Genomic DNA, 20,077 nt, shown 5'->3' with positions numbered 1-20,077 from the left:
CAAATTGAATTATACTAGTGAAAAAAACCTTTGTCAATGTATTTTCCTTTACAAGCTCAAATGAGACGATTTTTTTTTTACACTTTTAATCGTTTTGCCAATGCAATCGTCTTATCCAAAAGAACTTTTTCAGCGTCCACAATCGGATAATGTCCTTGTTCGTCGTGACTGTTCATCAAAGAAACTTCCGTACATCCCAACAATACGATATCGGCGCCGCAACTTTGGAAATCTTCTAAAATTTCGTAATATAACGGGAAAAACAAATTGGATCGTTCTTTAATATAATAATAAATCATTTTATTAATTTTGTCTTGCAACACCCTGTCCGGCAAAACTACCTGATATCCTTTTTCGATCAACTTACTTTCATAGATCCCGCTGCGATGGGTTCCTTCCGTAGCAAATAAGCCCACCTTCTTGGCACCTTCAAAGTGTTCAGAAATGTAATCAACGGTTAGATCGATCATGTTCAGTATCGGAATATCGGTTTCTTTTTGAATCTCATCAAAGAAATAATGGATTGTATTGCACGGCATGATGATGAATTCCGGTTTTAATTGATTCAACATATGGACATCTTCTATAACGGATTCCACCGGATTCGGCTTCGTCGGATCAAGAATGTATTCCGTGCGATCGGGAATGTCCGCATGATTGATCAAAATATAATTGAAATAATCTTGATCGTTCTCAGGAAAATGACGTTTGTTCATTTCGACCAAAAAATTAGTCGTCGCTAACGTCCCCATCCCACCAAGAATGCCAAAAAAATTTTTCATAGCTTTTCATCCCCCACTTTCCCGTTGGCTTCTATTCAGACTACTCTTCTGGCGGATGCTGTCTGAATTTTTTGTAATAATTCAATTTCGAAGCCAAAATATAGAATTTTCTTTTTGGATTCATTTCAAACGGCGGATCCAAAGGATGCACCACGTTTCCGGTTTTGTATAATTGTTTCACTTTTTTTTGCAATTCTTCGGATTCGACGAATTTCAGAAGCAAGTTTTTGGGGACCATATTGAACAACACTTCATTCTTATTGATTGTTGTCCCTAATTTTTTCTTCGCGATATAGTCATCGACATAATACTTCGCAACATTGTGTCCTGCTGCGGTCACGTAATAATTGCTGACGCCAAGACGTCCATTCAATTCAAAGAACACGTAGTCGTCCTTACGTTTGTCATATTTCACATCGAAATTGGCAAAGCCATAAAACTCGGTTTCCGCGATCAGCTTACGGACGGATTCCACGATTTTCGATTCCTCTCTTGCCAGAATCGTCAAGTGGTTCCCGATTGCGGATGGTGTATGATCTTCAAGCAAAATTTGGCCGAAAGCGATCAATTTGATTTCTTTATCGCGCGGCGAAGTATAGACCGTCACAACCCCCAGATAAGTGTCATCTCCCGGGACATACTCCTGAAGGATGAGACTGTCCGTGTAGCCGTTTTCGCGCATCAGGTGATAGATGCGCTTAAAATCCGCTTCGTCACGTCCGATGAACACTTTTTCTTTATCTTCAAAGTGAAGGCCTTGGTACATAATGGCGTTTGCCGGTTTTATGATGATGGGGTATTCAAACGGCAACGCTAAAGTAAGCTCATTCATTACCAATGTTTTTGGATAAGGCACCCCTACCTTCTCACAGATGCCGTAGAAATGTTCCTTGTTGGTCGCACGCAAGAAAACATCTGTATCCACATACGGAATAATCCAATCTTCATCAAAGCGGTCTTTCGTCCTGACCAACAGCTCAGCATAACGATCATCGCTTCCAAAGATTATTTTTTTCATATTTGGATAGTCCCGGCCAATTTGGTGGATCGTTTCAAAAAATTTATCCAAATCATCTATTTCTGGTTGGATATAATGTTTGGTGATTCGGGAATTCCCGATCGGTCCGACAACCATGGTGCTGATGATATTCGATTTAACTTGATATGCCTCATAAAAAGCTCTAGCCAAGCTATAAGCGCCTCTATTTCCGCCCACAATGACAGGGACGAAACTAACGGAGTTGGCTACTTCACTCATTTATTTATCCTCCTTCGCGCCTTAAACCGCGTAAAAACGGAGTTGGCTTCTATTAACTAATCCATTATATTTCTTTGGGTGTTGTCAGTCAAACGCTTATTGCAATTTCGCATTAAATTTACTAAATTTTAAACTTTTCTGCTTTCAATAAAACACGCAGGATCCTTAAGATAGATGGGCGAGCGAGAGAAATTCTGTTCCTTCAACTTGCTGAGCGATCCCAATCGGTATATTCTATCACTTCTGACTTCAATTTCCAATAAGCCAAAATCCTTTTGATGGACCTTCGTCAAAATCGGCAAAGCTGCATCTTTTTTGATGGCATGCAGATAGGCTCTGCCTTTTTCCGTGAAACCCAGCAGCCGGACGACACCAAGCTGTTTTTGAAACTGTTCAGCCTCTTCTTTGGTTATCCCTAACAAGATATAGGTGCAGACCCGTTGCAGTCTTGCCCATGTCCAGCGTTTCGTTTTTGTGTGTTCCATAAAACTTAAAAAATCCGGCGCAGCTTCCGCCATTTTTTTCAGCCGATATTCGATTCCTTCTTCAACCTGGTAAATTTCAGCCAATTCGGAAACGGATTGCACGGTTAATTGATACTGCAGCATTTGCCAGTACTGATCCCAATCGATTGCCGGTTGTTGCTCCAAAGCACGCAATGACTCAGCCGGGACCCACTTGCTCAGCAGCTCCCATTTATCTGCGGATCCGCTCGCAAGCACCCACTCCCGAATGGCCGTACCGCTGGCATATTCATTCACGGCAGCAACCGAAGCGTGGTGGCTTGCACCTTTGCGGATAACGACCGCCGTTTCCATCGGATTGCGATACTGCTCATTTTCGCGGACATAGGCTAACCCTAATTGATTATTTGGAGTTGAGAATGAAATAGCAGAATCTTTGCTGCGCAACACTTCAGCGATTGCCGACTCCAATTGCGCCGCATAGGTTCTGCCATCATTGCGATAGGATTGAAAGACCTGATTTATTTCCGCTTCATGTTCTTTCAAAATCCGGTTCCGTTCAATGAAATCCGCTGCTATTCCTTCCTCAGCACCAAATGCGAAAGCATCGCATTGCAAAGCCTGCAATAGTTTGACGCCTGTTTTGGCAAATAAATCTGCTGCTTGTACACTCCCTAGTATCGGCATCTCCACAACAACATCCGCGCCGTTGTGTAAAGCAATTTCGGCGCGCGCCCATTTATCCAACAAAGAGGGAGCCCCTCTTTGCACGAAATTACCGCTCATTGCAACAACCATCACATCGCTGTTCGTCATTTTTTTGGCTTCCGCCAATTGGTAACGATGGCCATTATGAAATGGATTATACTCCGCAATTACACCGCACGCTTTCATCAAAGAGGACCCCCTCACCCGTTGCATCCAAATATTAAATAAGAAAAGCGGCCCAAGCCCGCCCTGCCTCGACAGAAATTTAGGAAATCTGACCCTGAATGAGCATCGTAGAGCGCAATGGGGCAGATTTATCTAATTTCCGAGAGGCAGGCTTGGACCGCTAGACATCATGTGATGGCGTGAAACAGGTTAGGAACCTGTGAAACGCCTGCAATGATGCGCTTTATATCAAAAAACTTGATACTTCCTGGCTGTCAAAAAATGACAAACCCTATTTTTTACAAGCAAAAAACCAACGTTTGCTGTCTTCTGCAACTTCGGCATCGCCGAAATCCGCCGTCACGGTCACATCACTGAATCCCGCCTCCTGCAGCAATCTTCTGTAGACAGCCAAAGGATACGTTCTTTCCCGATGATATTCGGCATAGCGTTCAAACAATTCCGGATTTGCTTCGGTCGCCACAAAAAACGTCAAATCATGTTCGACGCTGTTCTCGGACTCTCCTTCGAAACTTTCCCACAGAAACGCGCCTTTTTCATCCTGGTAAATATATTGGTAGCCAGGAAAGACTTCGTTCACTTGATAAAGAGAATGGACATCGAAAAGGAAAACGCCAGTATCGGACAAGTTTTCACTCACGCCTTTAAATGCCGACAGCACTTCTTCCTCGTTCGCCAGATAACAGAGCGAATCGGAAAAACAAGTGATGACGTCATAATCGCCCATAGGTTCCAATGCGCGCATATCGCCTACCGCTAATGTAAGGGTTGTCTTTTCCTCCAACATGCGATTGTACGCAACAGCTAACATCTCATCTGATAAATCGATGCCGGTCACGTGGTGGCCCTTTTTAGCCAATTGAACGGCTATCTTGCCTGTGCCGCATGCAAGATCCATCAGATTCAATCCTTTTTCCCCATTTGTATACTTTTCTACATAACGAAGCCAGCTGTCGTAGACAGACTGGTCCATTATTTCGTCATAGTAATGAGCGAAGATTTGAAAACTCATTGTTCTTTTACCATACCGGAGATGTCAACTAACGGTGCGTCGCTCCATAGTTTTTCGATGTTGTAATAGCCGCGTTCTTCATAATTGAAGACATGCACGATGATGTCATTCAAATCGATCAGAGTCCATCTGCCGGAATCTTTTCCTTCTACATTTTTGACGTCGCCTTGGTTTTTGGCGACGTTCTGTACGATTGATTCCACGATAGCTGCAACTTGTTTTTCATTACGACCGTTCATCACAACAAAATAGTCAGCCAATGAAGTCAAACCATGTACATCCAAGGCCAAGATATCCTGGGCCAATTTGTCGTCTGCTGCTTTTACTACGATTTCCAATAATTCTTCACTTGTTAATTTCATTTTATTTCCCCGCTTTTCTTTGGATCCAGCTGTTGTAAACGTAGATTGTGCCCGGATAGATCGGCACCTCTTTTTTCACCAGATGGATGATTGTTTTTTCTATTTTATAATATGCTGCCTCATCTAAATTTTTCCCAGCCAATTCTCTGGCTTCTTCCACGCCCTTGAAGGTTCGCCCGGCTTCAATGTAATCCGCCACAAAAATAATTTTGCCGATCAAGGACATCTCGATTCCGCCGATGGTATGCTGGCGGATTGCGTTTAAAATCTCTTCATCCGTTATCCCAAATTTCTTTTCCGCATAATAGGCGCCTACCGGCCCATGCATGATTTCGCTTCCGAAATGAACCAATTCCGGATCCATCCCTTCACGCAGGATGATTCCTTTCATTTCTTCTACATCGTGTTCTTTGGCGTAATCATGCAGCAAGGCCGCCAGACTGCACGCTTCTGCGGATGCTCCGTACTTTTCCGCCAAGCGGACGGCACATTGTTCCACCCGCAGGACATGTTCGAAACGGGACGTCTTCATCTGTTGCTTCACTTCCGAAACGATGCCCTCCCGGCTCCAGGCTGTGTAGGTACCGGTATAGGCCAACTCACTCGTCTTCATCTAAATATAAGCCTTCTTTCGAAATATACTCCTTCACATCATCTGGAACCAAGTATTGGATGGAACGGCCCGTTTTGATCATTTTGCGTATTTCCGTGGAACTGATGTCAACCAAAGGCGCATCCACCCAGATGATCGGATACAGGCTTTCTTTCGCATAGCCGTGTCTGGCGACGCCAACAAATTGCACCAGTTGCACCAATTCGTCGATCCGTTCCCACTTCGGCAAATATGCGACCATGTCGCCGCCGATGATGAAATAGTAATCCGTATCAGGATGCATCGCAACCAACAGCTTCATCGTATCGATCGTAAAGCTTTTCCCGCCCCGTTCAAGTTCTATCGTTTCGATATCAAACAACGGATTCCCCATGATGGATTGCCTCACCATCATTTCCCTGTGTTTGGCGGGGATAGATGCCTTCTCATCCACATGCGGCGGTTCAGCATCCGGCATAAAGTAGACCTTATCCAACCCAAGCTGTTCTCCTACTTGCTGCGCCAGGATGAGATGGCCCAAATGAGGGGGGTTGAATGTCCCCCCGATGATGCCTATGCGTTTCCGATTAGTGAATTCAATTTGAGTCTCGGTTTCCTCTATGACCAGGTAGTCTGTTTGTGCTATCAAATTTAAAGTTGCGATCAATTTTTCTCACCTCAATTGAATAGTCAGATGTTGTCAGCCTTAGATTTTGTTGACAGTAACGGAATAACGTTGATTTTTTTCTTTAGAAGAAGGGCGGAACAAGACGAGGGTACGCCCGATTTTTTGGACGACTGTCGCTTTTAATTTTTCTTCGATGACTGCTGCGACGTCTTCCGTCTCCGCATCCGTGTTTTGTAAAAGAGCGATTTTCAGCAACTCTCTTCTTTCCAACGCTTCCCCGATTTGGTAAATCATTTCATCGTTCAAGCCGCCTTTTCCTACTTGGAAAAGCGGGTTCATATGATGTGCTTCTTTTTTCAAATATTGTTTTTGTTTTCCTCTTAATTCCATTTCGCACCTCTGTCTTCTATTATTAAATGATTGGTTTGCGCATCACTGCGTCTACGCCTTTTGGTACCCATGCAGCGACTTTCCCCGGCTTACGGACCGTGATCCAGCCCAGACCTGAAAAGACGATATCCATAGGGACTTTGACGTTGAATTCGTGTCTGACCAAAGGAGGGAAATTTTCCACATCTTCAGCTGAAGGTGGTTGTAGTAGGCCGCCTAAATGTTTTTTGTAAAATTCGTCAGCTTTTTCCAGTTTTGTGCGGTGGATCTTCATGTCATTTGCAAAATAACAGGTGAAGGATGATTTTTCGCCGCTGATGAAGTCAAATCGTGAAGCGCCGCCCAAGAACAGAGTTTGTTCCGGATTCAATTGATACGTAATCGGTTTGATTTCTGATTGTGGAGCTACTAGACGCAATTCCTTTTCGCTGAGAACATGCGCCATTTGATGATGGTGGATGATACCTGGAGTATCGATGATGAAATGGCCATCGTCCAACGGTATGCGAATCTGATCCAGAGTGGTGCCCGGGAATTGGGACGTCGTGATGACATCTTCATTATTGCCGGTGGCAGCTTTTATGATTTGGTTCATGACGGTGGATTTCCCGACATTCGTCACCCCCACTACATAAACGTCTCTGCCCTTGCGGTATTTTTCGATTGTTTCCAATAGTTGATCGATCGATGTCGCTTTCTTTCCGCTGACCAAAACAACGTCAACCGGACGCAAGCCGACCGCTTGGACTTGTTCTGTCAACCATTGTCTGACGCGGGACATTTTCACTGATTTCGGCAAAACATCCACCTTATTCCCGACAACCAGCACCGGATTGTTCCCTGCAAAACGGTGCAGTCCCGGTATTAAACTTCCGTAAACATCAAATAAATCAATGACGTTCACAACCAAAGCATCCTCTGAGGAAATGGTGTTCAGCATCGCCAAAAACTCATCATCCGTTACGGATACCTTTTCCATTTGATTGTAGTGACGCAAACGGAAACAACGTTGGCATAGCAATTGCCCTGATTCCATCCCTTTTTGCAGGGCGGCAACTGGCGTATAGCCACGTTCATCAGGGTCTTCCGTCTGAATTTCCGCTCCACAGCCTATGCAATAAACATCTTCTGTAAATTCTTCTTTAGTCAAGTGATTTCCTCCATATCATTCCTGGATCATTTTTCAACAATCGTTTCAATAACTTTCTTTCAAAAAACCGGTTGATGCGTGTATTCCAAGCATCAGAATTTATAATAGGCAACACCCATACGTTGCGCACACCCGTGCGATTTGCGCCAAATATATCCGTTATCAACTGATCCCCTACCATAACACACTGTTCCAAAGGGATTTGCAGTTCCTTGGAAGCTCTCACAAATCCACGGCGAGAAGGTTTCATGGACCTTGGAACATACGGCAGATGAAGATTGTCGGCAATTTTTTGGATCCGATCTCCGCTATTATTGGAAATGATCACAACCGGTATGCCATTTTTCTCCATCAATGCGATCCAATCGATCAATTCCTTTGTCCCTTGCGGATTATTCCAGGCAATCAAGGTATTGTCCAGATCCGTCAATACGGCCTTGACGTTGTGTTTGGCGAGTTGTTCCGGAGTGATGTGATAGATGGTCTCCACCATCCATGTAGGTTTAAATTTATCTAACATAACGTCTCCTCGTCATAAAAAATAAGAGGATGGGTAAAAGTAACATCGTCACTTTTCGAGCAAACTTCGGGCACAGAAACCCAAAGTCCCGCTCCAAAACCTAAAAGACTGCATGACACACCACCAAAAAGCATATTGTACCACACAAAAAGTTTTGACCCAGCCTCACTACTATCTAATTGTATATTATAACCCTATTCCAGTAACATTATAAAGCATAAACAAAAAAATACAAGAGCGCGATGTTTTACGGGAGAAGGTGAGCATTAAGAAGACAAGAGCTAAATGGCCTGCTCTTGGCCATGTGCTCTTGTCGGCTTAAGCGCAACCTTCTGTAAAACAGAGCGCGTTTCAATAGAGCGCGATGTTTTACGGGAGAAGGCGACCACAGAAGCAACTGGCAAAAAAAGAGAGCAAGGGATTTCTCCCTCGCTCTTCTCCTCAGTTATCTGATCACTTGTACGCCATTTTTTTCAATCTGCAATAATTTCACTTCACTGTCCGGGATGCCGGCTTTTGCCGCTGCGACGAAAGCCGCCGCTTTCTCCGGATGGATCATGGTCAAGATAGTCGTCCCGGCCCCGCTCAGATAGGTACCGTAAGCACCCCATTCATGGCCCAGCTTACGGACCGAAGCCAATTCGGGAACCAATGCCCCTCTGTAGGGTTCATGGAAAACGTCCTGTTCCATCAACATCCCTGCCTGTTCGATGTTGCCCGACAACACCGCTGCCACAAGCATATTCGCAATGGCACTGCCTTTGACGGCTTCCTTGAACGGAAGGGATTCCGGCAATACAGATCTGCTTTCTTTCGTCAGCAACTCCTTATCGGGAATGGTTACCACAAGGGCCGTTTCCGGGAAGCTTGCCTTCATCCAATAGACTTTGGAATCCAGTACCGTCCCCACCGTGAAATCGCCGGTAATGGCTGGCGTAACGTTATCGGGATGCCCTTCGATGCGTGTCGCAATCTGGATTTTTTCATCGACGGTCAATTGCAGATCAGCGCATTGATTCGCCAACTCAATCCCTGCGACGATAGCCGCCGAACTGCTCCCCAAGCCTCTGGCAGCGGGAACCTCACTCACCATCGTTATTTTACGCGGCTTCATGTCTGGAGCCAACGACAGTGCTGTCTCAATAATCAAATTTGTTTTATCAGTGGGAATCTCTTCACCCAAATCATGGAGAATCTCCCACTCTTCGGCTTCTTCCTTCACTGTCAGCGTTAAATACAACGATACAGCCAAGCCAAGCGAATCAAATCCTGGTCCTAAATTGGCAGAAGTAGCCGGTACACGGATATCAAACATCCCTTAATCAATCCTTTCCAAAAGAACAATAATAACCTATTTTTCACTTAGCGTTTGTTGCTGTTCGAATGACATTGTTCAGCCTTCCAACACCTTGAAATGCACCTTCAGCTTCATATCTTCGTTGTCTTCCATGGCTTGGAGGATTTCTATTTCCTGCGCTTTCGACATAGGGTGCGTAACGATGACGATGATGGCTTTGCCGTTATCCAAGGGATCTTGGATGATCTTGTCGAAGCTCACTTCAGCTTGCGCAAAAATTTTCGCAAGTTCCAAGAATTGCCCTGCACGGTCCGTCACTTCCAGACGCATGAATTCCGGGTTGATGACTTGTTCAGGCGTCGCAATAAGCGTTTCCACTTCATAGTCGTTGAAGTTCTTTCCAGTGATGCCCAGAAGAATGTTTTTCGCGATATTCATGACATCGCTGACGACAGCCGTTGCGGTCGGTAATTCACCCGCTCCCGCACCGTAGAACATGGTTTCGCCAAGAGCTTCCCCTACAACATATACAGCATTCATTTCATTGTTGACGCTGGCCAATGGATGCGCTTCGGGAACAAAAACAGGCCCGACTTCCACATTCACGCTATCGCCGATTTTTTCAGCAGTACCGATCAATTTAATCTTGTAACCCAGGCGGTTAGCCAATTTGATGTCCTCGATGGACACATCGCGGATGCCGGCAATCGTTACATCATCAAGCGTGATGTCGTTCGTGCCGAACGCCAGACGCGCCAAAATGACCATCTTTCTTGCCGCATCCAAACCGTCCACATCACTGGTCGGATTTTTTTCCGCAAAGCCCAATTTCTGAGCCAAAGCCAATGCTTCATCGTAGGAATAACCCTCTTTATCCATTTTGGTCATCATGAAATTGGTCGTACCGTTCACGATCCCCATCACTTTTTTGATATTGTCGGAAGCAAAACTTTCCGTGATGGCACGAAGAATCGGCACCCCGCCGGCAACAGCCGCTTCATACAGGAAATCGCATTTGTTCTCTTTCGCTAAGCCCATCAGTTCCTTGCCATGCAACGCAACCAAGTCTTTGTTGGCCGAAACGACATGTTTCCCTGCTGATAATGCCTTGGAAATATATTCTTTGGCTGCCGGCACATATCCTATCAACTCCACGACAACCGAAATATCAGCATCATTCAAAATATCATCAAAATTATCAGTGCAGTTCACTGTATCGCCAAAAAAGTTTTGACATTTTTCGATATCGCGATCCAGAACAGTTTTGATTACAACCTCTTGACCGACTACTTGGGTAATTTTATTTTGGTGGTCCGCAATGATACGAGCCACGCCTGTCCCTATTGTTCCTAATCCCAATAATCCCACGTAAATCTTGTCTGCCATCATTACACCTCATCGTTTGATTTTGTTATTATCCAGTATACTCAAACTTTCCCCATTCCTCCACTAAAAAATTAAATTTTTTTAATAATCATGAAATTATTCTGCCATCAAGAGAAAAAAGGCATAGGAAAAATGATTTCACTCACTTTTCCTATGCCTTTTTTTGATGTTCAAATGAATTAATCTTGCAATAATTCGTAAATTTCAATAGCAACTAAATCAAGATCATCAAATTGGTAGCTTTGATTAGAGTCGTGTTCTTCTAATTCGAAGCTTTCAGTTTCACGGTTGTATTTTACGACGCAACGTTCTACGCCTTCTTTTTCGAAACGACGGATTTCAACTTCCCCGTTGTCTTCCATCATTACTTCAAGGCGACGAAGAATCGCTGAGAGTTGTGAAGGTTTCATGATATTTCCCCTTTCAAGACTAGCTTTCTATTTATTCTAGCATTTTTCCACTGGCTTCGCATCAATTACTTTAATTTTTATATATAAAAGTGTTATTATCCCCACCACAACTTGATAAGTGCCTGTGTACCGTCATTTTCAAACCCTTTTCCGGCCAACTTCTCATATAGTTGCGCAGCTAATTTCGTCGCCGGCAAATCGAGGTTCATTTTCTCTGCCTCATCCAAAGCGATTTTTAAATCTTTGATGAAGTGTTTCACAAAAAAGCCGGCCGTATAGTCTTCCTTTAAAATCCGCGGCGCATAATTCGAAAGCGACCAGTTGCCTGCACTGCCGGACCCAACCTGCTCAATGACCTTTTCGATATCAAGTCCTGCCGCTTTTGCATAGACCAATAATTCCGTCATGCCCGTCATTGTTCCCGCAATCATGATTTGGTTGGCCATTTTGGTGTGTTGGCCGCTTCCCGCAGGACCCTGCAACATCACTTTGCTGGAAAAATTATCCAGAATGTCTTTCGCAGCAGCAAAGGCAGCTTGGTCACCGCCGACCATCGTCGTCAAGGTCCCGTTTTTCGCTCCTTTATCCCCACCGGAAACAGGAGCATCCAAAGTCTGTACGCCCTTTTCTTTACCGAAATCATAGATTTTTTTCGCTAGGCTAGGGGTACTCGTCGTCATATCGATCAAGATATGATGGCTATCCGCCTCAGAAAAGATGCCGTTGTGGCCGAAATAGATTTCTTCAACGTCTTTGGGATACCCAACGATGGATATCACAACATCCGAATATTTTGTCACCTGCCCGGGTGTATCATACCAAACGGCTCCATCCGCAACGACAGCATCCGCCTTGTTTTTTGTCCGATTGAACACATTGACAGGATAGCCCGCCTGCAATAAATGATTAATCATCGATGATCCCATGACACCTGTTCCAATAAAACCGATTGTTTTCATCATACTCTCCATCCAACCCTTCTTCACATTCATTAGTTATAGTATACCTTAGCCATCGCGAAGAGTGAACAAAATAAGGTTGGAACCAGAAGCGTTAGGACTCGGCTGGTGGGAAACTTACGGAAAATCCAGGAGGGACACGCTGCCCTTTCAACCACAGACTTTCACCGCCAAGTTTATATCGCACCAAAAAAGGCCAGGACATTCGTCCCAGCCATTCCTTAGCGCTTGATTTTTTCTAAAAGGTTCACTCTCAGCTTAACTTCTTCGCGTGGTTGCAGATAATAATTTTCAATGATTTGGCGATAATAACTCAATACACGGTTCCCAAATGTCTCGGATGAAATTTCATTCATCAGATCGTCCCATACTTCTTGCTGGGTAACGACATCGGACGTTTTATAAAGGTTTGCATACGCTGTGATGGTTTGGCCGATTTCTTCATCCTTGTCAAACAACCTCCCTAATCCCGCTTGGGTAATCAACCCGGATAGGTAGTCATTCCGTTTCGCGATGACCGGACAGCCATTCACGATGGACTCCAGATAGGTCAATCCCTGCGTCTCGGAGTCAGAAGCATTGATATAGATATCCGCCATTTGGTAGTAGGCATTAACCTCTTCATTTTTGACTTCACCGACAAAGAGAACTTTTTCGGACACGTCCAATTCCGATACAAGTTCCTCCAAACCTTTCCGGGAAGGACCATCTCCCACAAAAACTAAGCGAGCGCTGGGATACTGTTCCAAAACTTCCGGAAACGCATGGATCAGTTTGTCTAAATTTTTTTCGGACGATAATCGGCAAAGCGACAACAGCACCAATTCGGAATCAGCAATCCCCAACTCTTCTCTTTTGCTTTGCCTGATTCCGGCAATCCTTTCAGGTATTTGCACACCTGTCGGGATCACGCGGATTTCTTTATAGATATTATACGATGACAATTTATCTTTCATTTGTTGGCTGGGCGCGATGATGCCCATTGTCCGGTTGCAGAAATACCGGGAAGCTATCTTGACAGCTTTCGGTTTCACAACTTTCCCGTTGGCGATGTAGTGAAGATATTTTTCATACATGGTGTGATAGGTGTGGACGGTCGGTATCCCCAACATATAACCGACAAATTTCCCGGTCAACCCCAGACTGAATTCCGTATGCGTATGCACAATATCTATGTTTTGTTTCTTCGCTTCTTTTAAAGCTTTATTCATACCCTTTACGGCAATCCTGCGATCCTTGAAGGATAGGAAAGGGATGCTGGTCAGTCTGATGATGTTTTTTTCATCGTTGTCGGCTCTTGGATCAGTAGTAGTAAAAATGATGACCTCGTGTCCTTGGGATTCCAAATCCTCTTTCAATGTGCGGATGGAAGTGGAAACCCCGCTTACTTGAGGAAAATACGAATCTGTAAATATGCCTATTTTCATTGTTTCACCTCAAAAGTCCAGTTAATTTCTATAATTAATGATTCATTTCTTTCAGTATATAGAATTATGCGGATTTTGTCACCCAACTTAAGCCTGAGAATTGTTTTGGGCGTGAGCTCAAACAAGTGACTGCATAGATATTGAAATCAAAAACGACAACAAAAAGCCTGAACATCTTTCGATGTCCAGGCTTTTCAAGCAGATGATTAGTCTAATTTGGCTTTCATTTCTTCAACCAAAGCGATGACTTCTTCTACAGTCGTGCATTCATTGATCGCTTTATCAGCTAACGCTTCCATTTCTTTCGAATCAAGGCGTTTCATCAAGCTGCGCGTCTTCAATACGCTGGATGCGCTCATAGAGAATTCATCCAATCCCAAGCCTACCAATAACGGAACAGCAGTTTGGTCTCCGGCCATTTCGCCACACATGCCTGTCCATTTTCCTTCCGCATGGGAAGAATCGATGACATGTTTGATCAATGTCAAGATAGATGGATTGTATGGTTGGTATAGATAAGATACTTGTTGATTCATGCGGTCAGCCGCCATCGTGTATTGAATCAAATCATTCGTTCCAATACTGAAGAAATCAACTTCTTTTGCAAATTGGTGAGCTAAAACAGCCGCTGCAGGAATTTCAATCATGATTCCCACTTGGATATCATCCGCAACTTCCACACCGTCGGCAAGAAGATTCGCTTTTTCTTCATCCAGCATAGCTTTCGCTTGTCTGAATTCATTCAAATTGGAGATCATCGGGAACATGATACGTAATTTACCGTAGACAGATGAACGCAATAAAGCGCGCAATTGGGTACGGAACATTTCAGGTTCTGCCAAACAAATACGGATTGCACGGTATCCTAAAAACGGATTCATTTCTTTCGGCAATTCGAGATAAGGTAATTCTTTATCTCCACCGATATCCATTGTTCTGACGACAACCGGTTTTCCATCCATGCCTTCCAATACTGCTTTGTAAGCTTCGAACTGCTCGTCTTCAGTAGGGAAATCAGCAGAATCCATGTATAAGAACTCTGTACGGTAAAGACCGACGCCTTCAGCACCATTTGCAATAACGCCCTCTAAATCTTTCGGAGTCCCGATATTAGCGGCTAATTCAATATGTTTGCCGTCAGCTGTCACAGTCTCAGAATTCTTCATTTTGTGCCATTCTGCTTGCAATTCACTGAATTCTTTTGCTTTCTGTCTGTATTCAGCTAATGTCTTTTCATCAGGATTGATGTAAACGTCGCCATCTAACCCATCAAGAATAACGATATCGCCATCTTTAACGGATTGAGTGATTTCTTTGGAGCCCACGATTGCAGGGATTTCCAATGAACGGGCCATAATCGCGGAATGCGAAGTGCGTCCTCCGATATCGGTTACAAAACCTTTAACGAATTTACGGTTCAATTGTGCAGTATCACTTGGTGTCAAATCCTTGGCAACAACAATGACTTCTTCGTCAATTGTTGATGGATTAGGTATTTTAACGCCAAGTAAATGACCCAATACACGTTCCATAACGTCGCGGATATCCGCTGCACGTTCTTGCATGTATGGATTATCTTCCATAGATTCAAACAGCCCGATAAACATGTTTGCAACTTCAGATAAACTGAATTCTGCATTCACTTGATTATCTTTGATATTTGATTTGATGTTTTCCAACATTTCTGGATCGGACAGCACCATCAAATGGGCGTCAAACACTTGAGCTTCTTCTTCGCCAAGGGCAGTTGCCGCCTTTTCTCGGATAACTCTTACCTCTGATTTAGCGGTTTCAAAACTTTCCAGAAGGCGAGCAATTTCGCCTTCGGAATCAACCACTTTACGTTTCTCAAAGGAAAGGTCCGGTTCAGTCAATAAATATACTTTCGCTATTGCGATACCGTCACTTGCTGCAATTCCTTTTAAGTGGTTTTTCATGTTATTTAGCTAACCCTTCTTTTACCATAGTTTCAGTAATGCCTGCCATTGCGTCTGCTTCATCTGGACCTTCAGCAGTGATGACAACATCAGCGCCTTGGCCAACGCCTAAAGACATAACGCCCATGATAGATTTTAAGTTAACAGATTTACCTTTGTATTCCAAGTTAATATCTGAATTAAATTTGCTTGCAGTTTGTACTAACAAAGTTGCGGGACGTGCGTGGATTCCTGTTTCTGCGATTACGTGATATTCTTTTCTTTCCATAGTCATAAACCCCTTTTGAGATATTTATTTTAAGGTATTTTTGATACGTTTCCATTATAACAGAAAAAATGGGAGAACGGTTTAAAAAAATAACCCTTTCATTTATAAGATTAACATGTTTCCCCATACACTACAACTGTTTTTAAACAGATTTGTTCAAATTTTTGTCATATTTGTTGAAAAGGCTATTATTTAATACTTGGCTCAAGGTGCGGAAGGTAAAAAAATCCGGGCTTTTATGCACATCTGCCTGGATTTAAGTGTAAGACAAAGCTGTTCGGAAAATTTTTTTGGAATCACCAGCAATTTGTCCCCCCCTCTCGGCTGCTTTGGGCGGAACCTGAAAAAAGGCGCCCGGAGCTTACCGCATACGAAATTAAATATTTTTCCTCAAAAATGATGCAAATTACTTGAAAGTCAAAATTGGTCAATGTATAATATGCTCATAAGGTCAGCAAAGGTCAGACCTCTTTGCGCATGCCTTAACCTATAAATCGCTATATAATCAACCCCTACAATAGAAGACAGAAAGGAAGATTCCTATGATTTGTCAAAACTGCGGAAAAAATGAAGCGTCCATCCATCTGTATGCAAGCGTGAATGGTCAAAGACGTCAAATCGACTTATGTCAAAGTTGCTATCAAGAATTCAAGTTGTCTCAATCGCAAAACAGAAATAACTTCAATCCAAGATCACAGGCTCCAGTAGATCCTTTCTCCTTTGGCAATTTGGATGCCTTTTTCAAACAGATGCAACAAAACCAAGAACAAAACGCCCCGAGACGGCCTGGCCCAGAAACGGCACAAGGCGGAAACGGCGGGAAAAAAGGCGGACTGTTGGATGAATACGGCATCAATTTGACCCAAATGGCCCGCGACGGTGCCATCGACCCTGTCATCGGCAGGGATAGCGAAATTGCTCGCGTCATCGAAATTCTGAACAGACGCACAAAAAACAATCCTGTCCTGACCGGCGAAGCCGGTGTCGGTAAAACGGCAGTCGTAGAAGGTTTAGCCCAAAAAATCGTGGACGGAGACGTTCCGCAAAAGCTTTTGGAAAAGGAAGTCATTCGTCTGGACGTCGTATCCTTGGTGCAAGGAACGGGCATCCGCGGCCAATTCGAAGAACGGATGCAGCAGTTGCTCGATGAAATCCGTGCCAATAAAAACATCATCCTTTTCATCGATGAAATCCATGAAATTGTTGGGGCCGGCAGCGCTGAAGGCAGCATGGATGCAGGCAACATCTTAAAGCCTGCCCTAGCCCGCGGCGAATTCCAATTGGTTGGAGCCACAACCTTGAATGAATATCGCAGAATCGAAAAAGATGCTGCCTTGGAAAGAAGATTCCAACCGGTCCGCGTCAATGAACCGACTCCGGAACAAACGTTGATCATTCTTCAAGGCATCCGTCCGAAATACGAAGACTACCATCATGTAAAATACTCGGACAAAGCCTTGGAAGCAGCCGTAAAATTATCCCACCGCTATATCCAAGACCGTTTCTTGCCGGATAAAGCCATCGACCTGCTCGATGAATCCGGTTCGAAGAAAAACCTTACGATCAAAGCGATTGACCCTAAGCAAATCGAAGAACGGATCGAGATGTCCGAAAAAGAAAAACAAGCCGCCCTTCACGCCGAAGATTATGAAAAAGCAGCCTATTACCGTGACCAAATCACCAACCTGCAAAAAATGAAGGAAAATCCATCGCCAGCCGATGGCGAACCGATCGTTACCGAAGAAGATATTCAAAAAATCATCGAAATCAAAACGAACATTCCGGTTGGCGAGCTGTTGGAAAAAGAACAAGCGCAATTGAAGAGCTTGGATATCGATTTGAAGAAGCATGTCATCGGTCAGGACGAAGCCGTCGACAAGGTTTCAAAAGCAATCCGCAGAAATCGGATCGGTTTCAGCCGTAAAAATCGCCCAATCGGTTCCTTCCTGTTCGTCGGGCCTACAGGCGTAGGGAAAACAGAGTTGGCAAAACAATTGGCTATCGAAATGTTCGGTACCGATGAATCCATCATTCGTTTCGACATGAGCGAATATATGGAAAAACACGCCGTTTCCAAATTGATCGGTTCCCCTCCTGGGTACATCGGCTATGAGGAAGCTGGACAGCTTACCGAACGCGTTCGCCGCAATCCTTACAGCATTGTTCTTCTGGATGAAGTCGAAAAAGCGCATCCGGATGTCATGCATCTGTTCCTGCAAATATTGGACGATGGCCGTTTGACGGACTCGCAGGGCAGAACCGTCAGCTTCAAAGACACCATCATCATCATGACCAGCAATGCCGGTACAGGTGTTCAGGAAGCCAGCGTAGGGTTCGGAGCCGCCATGAAAGGCAAAACGCATTCCATCCTGAACCGATTGAACGATTACTTCAAACCGGAGTTCATCAACCGTTTCGATGCCATCATCGAATTCAACCAATTGTCCAAAGAAAATTTGAGCAGCATTGTGACCTTGATGTTGGACGATGTGAACGCACTATTGAAAGACAAAGAAATCACCGTTACCGTATCGCAAAAAGCGAAAGATCGCTTGATTGATTTAGGCTATGATCCTAGCATGGGCGCCAGACCGTTGCGCCGCGTGATCCAAGATCAAATCGAAGATCAAGTAGCCGAGTTTTATCTGGACAATCCTAGAATCAAGGAGCTGTTTGTGGACGCAGATGACGATGGGCAAATCATCGTCATCAGTAAAGTCGAACAAAGCCAAGACGAAGCAGATAGCGAATAAACAAGCTTCCACGCTCAGCAAAGAGTGGCCTGACAATAAAAAGAATGGGACACCCCCTCAGTGATATGCTCCCTCTATATAGGACAATGAATTAATTCAAGTCTTATATAGGGGGTTTTTTGTTATGTCTAAACGTCAAATGAAATATTCTGTGGAAGAGAGATGTAGAATCGTTGAGAGATGCCTTAATAATGAAATCAGTATTTCTGAGGCTGCAAGAGAACTAACCGTATCGAAATCGACAATCCAGAGATGGATTACACTTTATGAAACGGGTGGCCCATCGGCCCTTCTACCGGCAAAGAAGAACAATCATTACTCCAAGGAGTTGAAGTTGGCAGCTGTCACGGACTATCTGAACGGCCTAGGCAGCCTGATTGAAATCGCTAAAAAATATGGTTTGCGGAACAAGAAGCAACTGCAGAACTGGTTAAAGGTTTATAATACTCATAAAGACTTCAAAACGAAAAGTGGAGGAAGTACTATGAGCAAAGGTCGGATGACAACCGCAGATGAGCGTTTAAAAATCGTGTTGGACTGTTTAGAAAATGGGAAAGATTATGGTGCTATGGCTTTAAAACACCAAGTCTCCTATCAAAACATCTATCAATGGGTAAAGAGATATGAAGAATTGGGAGAAGCAGGGTTGGAAGACCGCCGTGGGCGCAGAAAAGGGACAATGCCCAGCCGGACTCCCGAGGAATTACTACAAGACGAATTAGCACGTTTAAAACGCGAAAACCAACGTCTACAAATGGAACTTGATGTAACAAAAAAATTCCAAGAATTAGAAAGGAGGAATCGTTGGCGGAAATAAGAAAACAAGCTGAGTACGAAACCATCAAGCAACTCCATACAGAAAAAGGTTATCCGGTGCAAGCGATGTGCGAAATCTTACATGTGACACGCTCCGCCTATTACCGCTGGCTTAAGCAACCGCATAGTCCAAGGGAGATTCGCAACAACCAAATCGCTGAAGTGGCAAAACAGATCTATGAAGAACATGACGATATGGGTTATCGTCGGATACGCGACGAGTTAGAAGGTAACCATGGCATTATCATCAGTGACAACCGCGCCCTTCGGATCTGTCGTAGCCAACAAATCCAATCCCGAATCAAGCATCGTGCAAATAGCATCACCAAAGGTGCACAAAATCCGTATCATATCGCCGAAAATCACCTCAACCGGAACTTTCGTGCAGATGCACCAAATGAAAAATGGTTGACCGATGTGACCGAATTCAAGTATTACGAAGGACCGGAAATTAAGAAAGTATATTTGAGTGCCATTTTGGATCTTTATGACCGTCGAATTGTCGCCTACATAATTAGTGATTGAAACGATATGCCGGTAGTCCTCCAGACTTTTGATGCGGCCATACAAAATGAACCGGATGCTCATCCGTTGTTTCACAGTGATCGCGGATTTCAATATACAAGCAAGCAATTCTGTGCGCGTTTGAGAGAGGCGGGTATGATACAAAGCATGTCCCGTGTCGCTCGTTGTATTGATAATGGCCCTATGGAAGGGTTTTGGGCGCTCATTAAGCGTGAAAAATATTACCGTCGTAAATTTACGAGTCGTT

Annotated in this window: 20 protein-coding genes; 3 read left to right on the top strand and 17 right to left on the bottom strand. The window is 44.1% G+C overall.

The features are described from left to right. Nucleotides 1-77: 77 nt before the first annotated feature. The 17 genes from BM101_RS07420 to BM101_RS07340 all read right to left on the bottom strand — a co-directional run bounded on the left by BM101_RS07420 (nucleotide 78) and on the right by BM101_RS07340 (nucleotide 15,736). Nucleotides 78-782 (bottom strand): aspartate/glutamate racemase family protein, encoded by a 705-nt coding sequence (locus BM101_RS07420; RefSeq protein WP_087033353.1) that lies wholly within the window; start codon nucleotides 780-782, stop codon nucleotides 78-80. A gap of 40 nt (nucleotides 783-822) precedes the next feature. Beyond that, entirely contained in the window at nucleotides 823-2,040 is a 1,218-nt protein-coding gene (locus BM101_RS07415; protein WP_087033352.1) for a carboxylate--amine ligase, read from the bottom strand. 128 nt (nucleotides 2,041-2,168) lie between these two features. After that, the gene (locus BM101_RS07410; protein WP_177194432.1) at nucleotides 2,169-3,398 is read right to left on the bottom strand and encodes a nucleotidyltransferase; all 1,230 of its coding nucleotides are present in this window, start codon (nucleotides 3,396-3,398) and stop codon (nucleotides 2,169-2,171) included. Nucleotides 3,399-3,669: 271 nt separating this feature from the next. Next, nucleotides 3,670-4,410 carry a class I SAM-dependent DNA methyltransferase gene (locus BM101_RS07405; RefSeq protein ID WP_087033350.1) on the bottom strand — a complete coding sequence of 247 codons (741 nt, stop codon included), beginning with the start codon at nucleotides 4,408-4,410 and terminating at the stop codon, nucleotides 3,670-3,672. Continuing rightward, a complete protein-coding gene (rsfS, locus tag BM101_RS07400) occupies nucleotides 4,407-4,772 on the bottom strand; it encodes a ribosome silencing factor (RefSeq protein ID WP_087033349.1) in 366 nt (121 codons plus the stop codon). The genes BM101_RS07405 and rsfS overlap by 4 nt, the downstream gene beginning before the upstream one ends. A gap of 1 nt (nucleotide 4,773) precedes the next feature. After that, nucleotides 4,774-5,385 (bottom strand): bis(5'-nucleosyl)-tetraphosphatase (symmetrical) YqeK, encoded by a 612-nt coding sequence (gene yqeK / locus BM101_RS07395; protein ID WP_087033348.1) that lies wholly within the window; start codon nucleotides 5,383-5,385, stop codon nucleotides 4,774-4,776. Next, the gene (locus BM101_RS07390; RefSeq protein ID WP_087033347.1) at nucleotides 5,372-6,031 is read right to left on the bottom strand and encodes a nicotinate-nucleotide adenylyltransferase; all 660 of its coding nucleotides are present in this window, start codon (nucleotides 6,029-6,031) and stop codon (nucleotides 5,372-5,374) included. Before BM101_RS07390 ends, yqeK begins: the two co-directional genes overlap by 14 nt. Before the next feature lie 39 nt (nucleotides 6,032-6,070). Beyond that, nucleotides 6,071-6,382, bottom strand: coding sequence for a ribosome assembly RNA-binding protein YhbY (gene yhbY, locus BM101_RS07385; protein WP_087033346.1), 312 nt, complete (start codon nucleotides 6,380-6,382; stop codon nucleotides 6,071-6,073). Nucleotides 6,383-6,404: 22 nt separating this feature from the next. Next, on the bottom strand, nucleotides 6,405-7,532 hold the full coding sequence (gene yqeH, locus BM101_RS07380; protein ID WP_087033345.1) for a ribosome biogenesis GTPase YqeH: 1,128 nt from the start codon (nucleotides 7,530-7,532) through the stop codon (nucleotides 6,405-6,407). Next, the gene (locus tag BM101_RS07375) at nucleotides 7,525-8,052 is read right to left on the bottom strand and encodes a YqeG family HAD IIIA-type phosphatase (protein ID WP_087033344.1); all 528 of its coding nucleotides are present in this window, start codon (nucleotides 8,050-8,052) and stop codon (nucleotides 7,525-7,527) included. The genes yqeH and BM101_RS07375 overlap by 8 nt, the downstream gene beginning before the upstream one ends. A gap of 445 nt (nucleotides 8,053-8,497) precedes the next feature. Then, nucleotides 8,498-9,367 carry a homoserine kinase gene (thrB, locus tag BM101_RS07370; protein WP_087033343.1) on the bottom strand — a complete coding sequence of 290 codons (870 nt, stop codon included), beginning with the start codon at nucleotides 9,365-9,367 and terminating at the stop codon, nucleotides 8,498-8,500. Between the two features lie 78 nt (nucleotides 9,368-9,445). Continuing rightward, nucleotides 9,446-10,735: a homoserine dehydrogenase gene (locus BM101_RS07365; RefSeq protein WP_087033342.1), complete on the bottom strand. Its 1,290-nt coding sequence runs from the start codon at nucleotides 10,733-10,735 to the stop codon at nucleotides 9,446-9,448. Between the two features lie 179 nt (nucleotides 10,736-10,914). Next, nucleotides 10,915-11,145: a YkuJ family protein gene (locus BM101_RS07360; RefSeq protein WP_087033341.1), complete on the bottom strand. Its 231-nt coding sequence runs from the start codon at nucleotides 11,143-11,145 to the stop codon at nucleotides 10,915-10,917. Nucleotides 11,146-11,240: 95 nt separating this feature from the next. Continuing rightward, entirely contained in the window at nucleotides 11,241-12,107 is an 867-nt protein-coding gene (locus tag BM101_RS07355) for an NAD(P)-dependent oxidoreductase (RefSeq protein WP_409373497.1), read from the bottom strand. A 218-nt stretch (nucleotides 12,108-12,325) separates the two neighbouring features. Next, nucleotides 12,326-13,531 (bottom strand): glycosyltransferase family 4 protein, encoded by a 1,206-nt coding sequence (locus BM101_RS07350; RefSeq protein WP_087033340.1) that lies wholly within the window; start codon nucleotides 13,529-13,531, stop codon nucleotides 12,326-12,328. 206 nt (nucleotides 13,532-13,737) lie between these two features. Then, complete coding sequence (gene ptsP, locus BM101_RS07345) at nucleotides 13,738-15,468, bottom strand: phosphoenolpyruvate--protein phosphotransferase (RefSeq protein WP_087033339.1); 1,731 nt, start codon at nucleotides 15,466-15,468, stop codon at nucleotides 13,738-13,740. Nucleotide 15,469: 1 nt separating this feature from the next. Further along, on the bottom strand, nucleotides 15,470-15,736 hold the full coding sequence (locus BM101_RS07340) for a phosphocarrier protein HPr (RefSeq protein WP_087033338.1): 267 nt from the start codon (nucleotides 15,734-15,736) through the stop codon (nucleotides 15,470-15,472). Nucleotides 15,737-16,278: 542 nt separating this feature from the next. On the opposite strand from BM101_RS07340, the gene BM101_RS07335 reads away from it, so the two are divergent. From BM101_RS07335 to BM101_RS07325, 3 genes are all read left to right on the top strand, one after another. Continuing rightward, a complete protein-coding gene (locus tag BM101_RS07335) occupies nucleotides 16,279-18,489 on the top strand; it encodes an ATP-dependent Clp protease ATP-binding subunit (RefSeq protein WP_087033337.1) in 2,211 nt (736 codons plus the stop codon). 124 nt (nucleotides 18,490-18,613) lie between these two features. After that, nucleotides 18,614-19,306, top strand: coding sequence for a helix-turn-helix domain-containing protein (locus BM101_RS07330; RefSeq protein WP_093399850.1), 693 nt, complete (start codon nucleotides 18,614-18,616; stop codon nucleotides 19,304-19,306). Next, nucleotides 19,294-19,830, top strand: a complete 537-nt coding sequence (locus tag BM101_RS07325; protein WP_093399848.1) for an IS3 family transposase — start codon at nucleotides 19,294-19,296, stop codon at nucleotides 19,828-19,830. The genes BM101_RS07330 and BM101_RS07325 overlap by 13 nt, the downstream gene beginning before the upstream one ends. Nucleotides 19,831-20,077 lie beyond the last annotated feature (247 nt).

This window comes from Trichococcus palustris (genome assembly GCF_900114465.1).
GTDB lineage: Bacteria > Bacillota > Bacilli > Lactobacillales > Aerococcaceae > Trichococcus > Trichococcus palustris.
Note: the sequence above shows the minus strand (reverse complement) of the source record. Positions and strands in the feature narration are given on the sequence as shown.